3 protein-coding genes are annotated in these 2589 nt (G+C 72.8%); all 3 read right to left on the bottom strand.

Annotated features, from left to right (window positions below; translation table 11 throughout):
- Positions 1-1187 (bottom strand): MarP family serine protease (locus IY392_RS16025; protein WP_194861752.1); only part of this gene is annotated, 1187 nt, incomplete at its 3' end.
- Positions 1184-2098: a CoA pyrophosphatase gene (locus tag IY392_RS16020; RefSeq protein ID WP_228549518.1), complete on the bottom strand. Its 915-nt coding sequence runs from the start codon at positions 2096-2098 to the stop codon at positions 1184-1186. The genes IY392_RS16020 and IY392_RS16025, both read right to left, overlap by 4 nt.
- Positions 2095-2589: thioredoxin family protein (locus IY392_RS16015; protein WP_194861751.1), on the bottom strand; the 495-nt coding region annotated here is incomplete at its 5' end. The genes IY392_RS16020 and IY392_RS16015, both read right to left, overlap by 4 nt.

The following is a 2589-nucleotide window of genomic DNA, read 5'->3' as shown; positions in this document are numbered from 1 at the left end:
CCGACGCAGCTGCCGGTGGGGACGGGCTCCAACGAGTCCACCGCTCGCTCGAGCTGCGGCAGCACCTGCTCGACCGTGAGCGCGTACCCGGTGTCGGCGGCGTCCATCGCCGCACCGAAGACCACGCCCACGACCTGCCCCGCCGGCGTGATCAGCGGCCCCCCGGAATTGCCCTCGCGCACCGAGCCACGCAGGATGTACACCTCGCGCTCGACGGTCGCCTCACGGTAGATGTCCGGACCGCGCAGGGTCACCCTCTCCCGGATGCGTGCGGCGTCCGGCCGGTAGGGGCCGTTACCGGGGTAGCCCACCACGATGGCGTCGTCGCCGCTGCGGCCCTGCCGGTCGGCGAAGGGCAGGACCGGGGCCTGGAGACCCGGTACGCGCAGGACCGCCACGTCGACGCCCGGGTCATAGACCACCACGTCCGCGTCGAGTTCCCGGTCTCCGGCGACGACCCTCACCGAGTCCGTACCGGCCACCACGTGCGCGTTGGTCATGACCAGTCCGGGGGAGGCCACGAAGCCGGAGCCCTCCAGGGCGCGACTGCACGACTCGGCGCGGCCCAGGATCTTGAGCACGGACGGCTGCACCGCGGCCACGACCTCGGAGCCCGCGAGCACGGGATCGGGCGGGGGCACCTCCTGGAGCGGAGTCGTACCGAAGGGGCCGAGGATGTCGGGGAACCCGGTGGTGCCGAGAACCGACGTGAACGCCGCGGGGATCCGCTGCATCTGCTCGGGCGCCACGTCGTCGATCTTCGCCAGCACCGACGACCCGCGTACCGCCTTGCCCAGTCCCGGGCCCTCCTGCGCGGCCACCGGGATGGCGACCAACCACGCCACCAGCAGCATCGCCGCGGCCTGGAACACGGCTCCGACGGTGCTGTCGAGCACCCTGGCCCCCGCCCCGGAGATGTAGCGCCGGGCGGCACGACCGATCGTCACGCCGGCGATCTGGCCGATGAGCACCATCACCGCGATCACGGCCAGCCCCGCCGCGAGCCGTCCGACGGGGGAATCGAGTTCCCTGACCAGATGAGGGGCCACGAGCAGGCCGGAGGTGGCGCCGATCGCCACCCCGAGCAGTGCGAAACCGGACGCCGCCGCACCGTTGATCCATCCCGAGATCGCGGCCGCCGCGGCGAGCGCGTACAGCGCGATGTCGAGCCACTGCGAGCCCGTCACCGGTACCCCCTCCGGGGTTCGTCGGCGGGCAGGTCGAGCGGTTCCTCGTCCTCATCGTCGGTGAGGCCTGACCGGGCGCCGGGCACCCCGGCGACCGTCCTGTCCGCCAGCGGATCGGAGGACTCGCGTCGCGCCTCCTCCGCCGACAGCCAGGGCCGCTCCCCGTTCGCGGAGGCCGACAGGGTCTGCTCGAGATCACGCACGTCATCGGTGTCCCAGTCCAGGTCCCAGCCCGCGGAATGGAACATCGCGGCCAGGATCCCGGCGGTGAACCCCCACACCACCAGGTCCTCGTGCTGGAACGCGGGGCCCGTCCACCCGGTCGAGTGCCGCAGCAGGAAGCGATTGGCGGGGTCGAGCAACTCCCCCACCGGCACCGTCATCACCCTCGCGGTCTCGGCCGGATCCACCGACGAGACCTCCATCGGCTCCCGCCAGTAGGCCAGCACCGGGGCGACGGAGTAGTTGGAGACGGGGATGTACAACTCGGGCAGCACCGCGAGCACGTCCACACCGTCGCTCTCCAGTCCCGTCTCCTCCCACGCCTCGCGCAGGGCCGCCTCGACCGGCCCGCTGTCCGTGTCGTCGACCCCGCCACCGGGGAACGAGATCTGCCCGGAGTGGCTGCGAAGGGTCGGTGCGCGGTGCGTGAGCAGCACGCGGGCATCCTCCGGGGGACGCGGGCCGGGGGCGTGCGCCGACCCCGAGAACAGCACCAGCACCGCGGCGTGGCGGTGCGGGCGGCCGACCTCGTTGGGGCCACCGTCCTCGGGCGGGCGCCGCCGGGGCAGCAGCCCGTCGAAGCTGCCGTCGGTGCAGGCCGCCATGAGCGGATCCATCCACCCGGGGTGCGGCACTCCGGTCACGTCACCGGGGCGGGGCACGGAGGCGTCCCGCGCGGAACCGGTCATGCGGTGACCCCCAGGTGCTCTTCGACGGCGTCGAGCACGTCCTGCTCGGTGTCCATCGGTTGGATGAGGACGTGCGCCACGGTCCCGTCGGCGCGGACGAAGACCGTCAGCGGGAGGACGGGAGGTGCCCCCAGCAGCGTCGGCAGTTCCTCCTCCTGATCGGAGACGGAGATGAGTTCCTCGATCCCGAGCGCGGCCAGGGTGTCGAACCCCTTGGTCTCGGACGGGTCGGTGTGGGACAACACCACGCGGACCCGGTCCCCGAGCGTGGCCTGCGCGTCCCGGATGGCCGGCAGTTCCCTGCGGCACGGCTCGCACCAGTAGGCCCACATGTTCACCACCATGGGGCGGTCCGCCTGGATCTTGCCGAGGGTGGTGGTGCTGCCGTCGTCCATGCAGCGCACCATGAACCCGGCGACGGGGCCGGTGGTCGTGGCGGGCGTGGCGCTGTCGCGACAGGCGGGGAGGTCCGCGGTCGCGCGGGTCCGGTC

Origin of the sequence: Dietzia sp. SYD-A1, from assembly GCF_015356725.1 — a bacterium.
GTDB lineage: Bacteria > Actinomycetota > Actinomycetes > Mycobacteriales > Mycobacteriaceae > Dietzia.
Note: the sequence above shows the minus strand (reverse complement) of the source record. Positions and strands in the feature narration are given on the sequence as shown.

Bases quoted from the DNA above. Each gene is read 5' to 3' on its own strand.
- IY392_RS16020 (WP_228549518.1), bottom strand. From the start codon at position 2,098: ATGACCGGTTCCGCGCGGGACGCCTCCGTGCCCCGCCCCGGTGACGTG.